6 protein-coding genes are annotated in these 6,303 nt (G+C 70.3%); 5 read left to right on the forward strand and 1 reads right to left on the reverse strand.

The genetic code is table 11. From position 1 onward, the window contains the following. The first annotated feature begins 56 nt into the window (after positions 1-56). Both ACWCQ1_RS47460 and ACWCQ1_RS47465 read left to right on the forward strand, forming a co-directional pair. Complete coding sequence (locus ACWCQ1_RS47460; protein ID WP_358597885.1) at positions 57-557, forward strand: DUF5994 family protein; 501 nt, start codon at positions 57-59, stop codon at positions 555-557. A 78-nt stretch (positions 558-635) separates the two neighbouring features. Beyond that, on the forward strand, positions 636-1,829 hold the full coding sequence (locus ACWCQ1_RS47465) for a PP2C family protein-serine/threonine phosphatase (protein WP_451029535.1): 1,194 nt from the start codon (positions 636-638) through the stop codon (positions 1,827-1,829). Between the two features lie 24 nt (positions 1,830-1,853). Here ACWCQ1_RS47465 and ACWCQ1_RS47470 read toward each other — a convergent pair whose 3' ends face one another. Further along, on the reverse strand, positions 1,854-2,336 hold the full coding sequence (locus ACWCQ1_RS47470) for a DUF5994 family protein (RefSeq protein ID WP_358597879.1): 483 nt from the start codon (positions 2,334-2,336) through the stop codon (positions 1,854-1,856). 779 nt (positions 2,337-3,115) lie between these two features. Between ACWCQ1_RS47470 and ACWCQ1_RS47475 the strand changes: the two genes are divergently transcribed. From ACWCQ1_RS47475 to ACWCQ1_RS47485, 3 genes are all read left to right on the forward strand, one after another. After that, positions 3,116-3,853, forward strand: coding sequence for a GAF and ANTAR domain-containing protein (locus tag ACWCQ1_RS47475; protein ID WP_358597876.1), 738 nt, complete (start codon positions 3,116-3,118; stop codon positions 3,851-3,853). 376 nt (positions 3,854-4,229) lie between these two features. After that, the gene (locus ACWCQ1_RS47480; RefSeq protein ID WP_451029536.1) at positions 4,230-5,486 is read left to right on the forward strand and encodes a helix-turn-helix domain-containing protein; all 1,257 of its coding nucleotides are present in this window, start codon (positions 4,230-4,232) and stop codon (positions 5,484-5,486) included. A 14-nt stretch (positions 5,487-5,500) separates the two neighbouring features. Further along, complete coding sequence (locus ACWCQ1_RS47485) at positions 5,501-5,866, forward strand: hypothetical protein (protein WP_358597870.1); 366 nt, start codon at positions 5,501-5,503, stop codon at positions 5,864-5,866. Positions 5,867-6,303: the final 437 nt, after the last annotated feature.

Raw genomic sequence — 6,303 nt, forward strand, 5'->3', positions numbered from 1 at the left:
TTCCCGGCGAGTGACGGAACGAGGGTGGCTGCGGGCCGCCCGGACGGGATCGCACGATGGACTCCCTCACACCGCCGGCCGAAGGCGCGCCTCCGCATGACGCCCACACGTACACGATGCCGCTGGCGCGGCTGAGGCTCACGCCGGAGGCCAGCCACGGCCCGCTGGACGGAGCGTGGTGGCCGCGTTGCGACGCCCTGGAACTGGAGCTGCCCGCGCTCGTGGGCTCACTCGACCCCGGCCGTGGCACGGTCACCCGCGTCACGGTGGGCGCTGCGGCCTGGCCCGACGCGCCATTGACCGTGTCGGCGCCCGACCACGTGATCGAGGTCGCCCTGAGCGACGCCACCGCCGAGGAGCATGCCATCACCCTGGACTGCGGCACCGTGGGGCGCTGGGAGCTGCTGGTCGTCCCGCCCGACGAGCCGGCCAAAACCGCCGAGCGCCTGCTGACCGCCGCCGCCGATCCGCGGAACCCGCTGTCGGCTCAGCGCACCCTGGCACGTGTCGAGGACGGCTTCGGCCAGGAGGGCGCCGGGGAACTGCACGCCCCATGATGAAGCGATGAGACGTGCAGCTCTTTCACCGGCCCGACCCCGCCGCCCGCGTCCATGTGGATCACGGCGGGTGAGAGGATGACGGCCGCACCGGGCACGGACCGCTCCGAGAGCTTCGGGGAAGCCCTTCTGGGGGCGGTTCTCGACCGGGCGCATGAGCTCCCGCCCCACCTCATCGGCCCGCTGGTCGCCGACGTGGTGGAGCGGCTGGGGGGCCGCCGTCCGCAGGTGCTGCTCCAGGACTACGGCCAGTTGCTGCTCGTACCTCTGCACGGTGAGGGCCTCGCGGGCGGGGATGCACAGGACATCGATGCCTCCGCCGCGGGCCGGTGCTTTCTCGATGGCCGGCCCGTCGAGGTGCCCGAGGACGACGGTGTACGGATCCACCTGCCGCTGCTGGACGGCGGAGACCAGGTGGGCGTCATGTCCATGACGCTGGACCGGGTCGATGACGACGACCGAAGGCTGCTGGCCAGGCTCTCCGGCCTGGTCGCCGACCTGCTGGTGACCAAGCACGGCTACTCCGACCTGTTCTTCTCCACCCGCCGTGGAGAACCGATGAGCGTGGCCGCCGAGATCCAGTGGTCCCTGCTGCCGCCTCTGGCCATGATCATGCCGCGGGTCGCCGTGGCCGGAATCCTGGAGCCCGCCTACGACGTGGCGGGAGACAGCTTCGACTACGCCCTCAACGGCGACGTCCTCCACGTGGCCATGATCGACGCGATGGGGCACGGCCTGGGTGCGGCCACCATGGCCACCGTGGCCATCGGCGCCTACCGTCACGCCCGCCGCCTCGGCACCGGCCTGTCGGAGATCTACGCCGCCATGGACGCAGCCGTGGCACACCAGTTCGGCCCGGACCACTTCGTCACCGCCCAGATGCTGCGGCTGGACACGACGACGGGGCGGGTGCACCTGGTCAATGCGGGCCACCCGCCACCGATACTCGTACGCGATCACCGCGTCGTGCGTCGGCTGCTCGCCCCCACGACCCTTCCGGTCGGCCTGGGCGGACCTGCGCCGGAGGTGACCGAGCTGGGATTGGAGCGCGGAGACCGCGTCCTCTGCTTCACCGACGGGCTGATCGAGGAACACACGGCTGGTGAGGAACAGTTCGGGGAGGACCAGCTGATCGACTGGGTGAACCGGCTGGAGAGAACGGGCCGCGGGGTGCGGGCGGTGGCGCGCTCCCTGTCGCACACCCTCAAGCGGGCGCGGGGCGGACACACGACGGACGACGCGACGCTGCTCCTGGTGGAGTGGCGCCGCTGACCGCACCAGCGGCCACGACGAAGGTCAGCCGGACGGCCTCTCACCGCTTCCCGTGTCGATGAGGATCTGCCCCGCCTCGCTGACGTTGCCGGCCAGGGCAGCCTGTGCCATCGCCGCGCGGGCGGCCTCGGGAGGCGTGTCCGTTGGGACCACCAGCAGCGAGAAGAGGTCCCCGTCGCCCCGGGTGATCAGGACCGTGTCGTCACTCACCGGGAAGGAGTCCAGGTGTACCACGTGGTCGCCGACGACGATCCGTGTCGGGAGCCCCTCCCAGGCCGTGGCATCCAGCCCGACGCGGGTCAGAGGTCCCAGGTGCTCGGTGAGGGCGCTCAGCAGCGCGGGCAGCTCGGCACCGATGTCACGCGACCGTGGCCACCACGCCCCGTCGAGGATGCCTTCGCGCGATGCCGTCGTCTCCAGCCGGAGCAGTGCACTCCCTGGCCGCACGGCATGGTGCACACCACTCGGCAGCTCCCCGGAACCAGGGGATGCGTCGGAGTCGGCCATCGTGGACCACCCGTTCGGGATCCGATGCGAGCAGAATTCGCCTCGCCCTGACCACGCTGCTCCGGGTACGGCGTGAGACCCGCGGCGTGTGCGCTCCGGCGGTCGACCGGCCGATTTGCCGGACGGCCCCGGGGGGCCGGCTTTGCGCCGCAGTTTGGGGGTGCCGTTCCGAGGGGTGTCCATCAGGATCACATCCCAGATCGCGGGGTCTCCGGCCCCGCTTGCCGGTGCCGGTACGGACTTGCCGGGCAAGGTTGATGTTCCGGCTCTGGCAGGGTTCCTCCAACGCCATGTCCCCCAGGGCGAACTGCGCGCGGGCGACCTGCGCGATCAGTTGACACCGAAGCCCCCACGGGTCGCCGCAAGCGCCCTCCACGACTGTCTCCGCGGGGGCTCTCAGGTGTCACTCGACGGTTGGACGAAGCGGGAGTACGCCGAAGAACGGCGCTCGGAACCATTGCCTGGACTTGGCTGGGCCGGGCAGTCGGCTGTCGGCGACGTAGGCCATCGGCTTCGCCGATATGAATGCGGCGAAGGCTTTGATGCGGACGCGTTAATACGCTGGGCTGCGTACCGTGAGTTGCCCGGGCCGTGGATCCGGTCGTGAGGGGCGGCTCGGACGGTGGACAGGAAACGAGGCGAGATTCGGAGCGTTCCGTCAGCGGGCATGACACGGCTGCCATCAGCCGAACCCTTCAAACGGTGGCCTCTTCGGGTGTGTCTGTACCCCGGCATCTGCTCGCCGTGCGTCCCGGGAGGCGACGGAACGGATCTTTGTGATGTCTGCCGTGCCCCACGATGTTCTGCTGGCCCGGGCCGTGCTCGATCTGGGCTCGCGCACGGACGGTTTCGATGTCCTGGAAATGCTGCACGATCTGACGGCGTATGCGGTGAGGTTCGCGGGCGTGTACGCGGCCGGTGTCACCGTCCTCGACGGGACCGGCCGGGTCGACTACCTGACCGCTTCCGACGAGGCGTGCGGGCGTCTGGAGGAGGCTCAGCTCGACCTGGGTGAGGGCCCCTGCGTGGACAGCGCGCGCACCGGAAGCATGCTCGAACCGGTCTCGCTGCACCCGGGCGGCCCCGGATCGCAGCGCTGGCCCGGCTTCACCCCGTGGGCGGCGGCCGCGGGTTTCACCAGTGTCGCCGCCGTACCACTGCGCGTCGCCCAGCACACACCGGGTGCCCTGAACCTGCTGCATGGCGGGCCCCGCCCGATCACACCTGACGGTCTGCAGCGGACGCAGGTGCTGGCCGATGCCGCCGGGGCCTGTCTGCACCACCGCCAGGGCCTGATCTCCAGGGACGAGACCATCGCCCAGCTGGAGACCGCCCTGCAGTCGCGCATCGTGATCGAGCAGGCGAAGGGCGTGCTGGCCGCCCGGCTCGGGATCGACGTGCACGACGCCTTCGGACGGCTGCGCGGGCACGCCCGCTGCCGACGGCAGAAACTCACCGACCTGGCCCACCAGGTCGTGCAGGGGGACATCCCGGCCGAACTCACTATCATCCGGTGACGTGCCTCGCGACACGGAGGACACCGGATCCCGGAGTGTCCCGCGACCCGACGACGCCCTGACCGGTCTACTGGCCCGTGCGCACGCCGCGGTCCGCGCCGGAGAGGGACCGTCGCGAGCACTGCCGTCTGGCAGCGCTCGCCTGTTCGGGCTGCACGCCTTCACCCTGAACGCCGTCACCCGGGACGGCCGGCCGCTCTGCGTTCCCATGCCCGCAACCCTTCTCCGGTGTCCACCGTTGTCGTGGCTGACAACGTCCAGGAAACCGGAGCGGGTTGGCGCGGACCACGGCATCCATGGGGCAGTCCTGGGACACTCATGGGACAGATCAGCGCCGCCAGGGTAGACACGCACGGGAACGTGGAAAGGGGGCGGCATGGGGCTTGCGGAGCGGCGCAGGGCGCTGGGCTACAGTCAGGAAGAGTTCGCGCACGCCCTCGGCGTCGACCGGCGCACGATCGGCCGCTGGGAGACCCGGACCACCACACCCCAGCCGCACTTACGGTCACGGCTGGCCGAGCTGCTGCACCTCGACCTTGACGAACTCGACACCCTGGTGGGACAGCCACAAGCAGCCCGTCCGGAGTCGGCAGGGTCGCCGCCTCGCGACCACCACGGCTCAGGGGACCTCGACGACATGATCCGACGCCAGTTCCTGCGCGCCATAGCCGTCACCAGCGCTCTGGTGGCCCTGCCCGCCGACGACAGCGCCGCCCTCACCGACGGAGCCCACCGTGGGATGTCGGAGGACTTCCTGCGCATGAACGGCCACCTGTGGCAGGTGCACCAACTCGCCCGCGCCAAGGGCTCGGTGTACCCGATCGTCCGCGACCAGCTCACCACGCTCAACGACACCCTCGACGGCCAGCCGGCAACTGAATCCCAGGCCCTGTGCGGCGCGGCCGGCGACCTCTTCCAGCTCGCCGGAGAACTGGCCTTCGACGGCAACCGCTACACCGACGCAGCCGCGTCCTACACGCTCGCAGCCTCCGCCAGCAAGGAAGCCCAGTCGTACGACCTGTGGGCATGCGCCCTGGTCCGGCACGCCTACGTCGACCTCTACGAACGGCGTTACGCCGAGGCCGCCACCGCACTCTCGGCGGCTGAGAGGGGGGCGCGGCGAGGAGACGGCTCCCTGTCCACCCGCTACTGGGTCGCCTCTGTTCAGGCCGAGGCGTATGCCGGACTCGGGAACCTGTCCGCCTGCGAGCGCGCCCTGGACGAGGCGGAGAAGGTCACGGATCTCAACGGCCCGTTCCACAACGGCGGCTGGTTGCGCTTCGACGGCTCCCGCCTCGCTGAGGAACGCGGCGCCCGCTACCTCCAGCTCGGCCGCCTCGACCTCGCCGAGAAGGCCCTCTCCACCGCGCTAAGCCAGGACGTGCTCGCCTCCGGGCAGTCCTTCCGGCGCCGCGGCGCCGTCCTCACCGACCTCGCGTCCATCGACGCCAAGCGGCACGACCCGGACCAGGTCCTCACCTACGGCCGCGAGGCCCTGCAGCTCGCCCGAGCGACGTCCTCCGGCTACGTCGTCCGTAAACTCCAGGTGCTACGAACCGACCTCGGCCCCCTCGCCCGCGACGCCCGCGTGGTCGAACTGGGCGCCGAGATCGACGCACTGTGCACGACGTGACGAGAGGGGAAGGCATGTCGCAGATCGAGGGCGCACGAGTGTTCCGCGAGGCTTGGATCACCGGCGTTCGAAAGCACTTCCCCGGCGAACCCAAGCCCGGCTACATCACTCCCTGGGAAGAGACCCCCGAGTGGGAGCGCCAGGCCGCCGGGGCCGTGTACGACCAGGTGCGACAGTTCCTTGACCTCAGCGACCGCCACGCCTCCCGCCTCACCCGCGAACAGAAGAGCCGCTTCGTCGCCACCTGCTGGACCGCCCAGATGTACAAGCACATCGAAGACCCCAAGCCCGGCTACGTCGCCGACTGGCCCGACCTGCCCGACTGGCAGAAGGAGACCGACGCCGACATCTTCGAGGCCATCGAGGACGCCTCGAAGTAGCCGCGCACCCGCTGGAGTTGAACGCCCCTGGGTGCCCTGCCAGCGATGGTGCTGGTGCCGGCGCTTCGTCCCGTGGCCTGGGACATGAGCCCTCAACCGCAGTCACCGGATTCTGCTGGCGCATCCTGTTCGACTTCTGGCGAGGCATGACGGCTGGGCAGGAGGGCGCGCCCGCTAGGGCCACTGGCGCAGCAGCAGGACGTCAACGCCAGCGTCCTCTGCAGCCCTTTCCAGTGATGAGGATGGTCGACAACGGCCAGAGGCGCTGGTCGCCTCAGTTCTTTGCTGCTCAACGAAGTGGGGACGGTGGGGAGCGCCCAGCGGAGTGCGGAGCGCCCGGCGGGTCGTGTCCCGCGTGATGGTGTAGCCGATCAACTGGTGGGAGTGTTCGTCGTGTTGGGGAGCGCGGGGGCGCTCTCGGGGAGTCCGGGGTAGAG

The organism is Streptomyces sp. NPDC002144, from assembly GCF_053593695.1.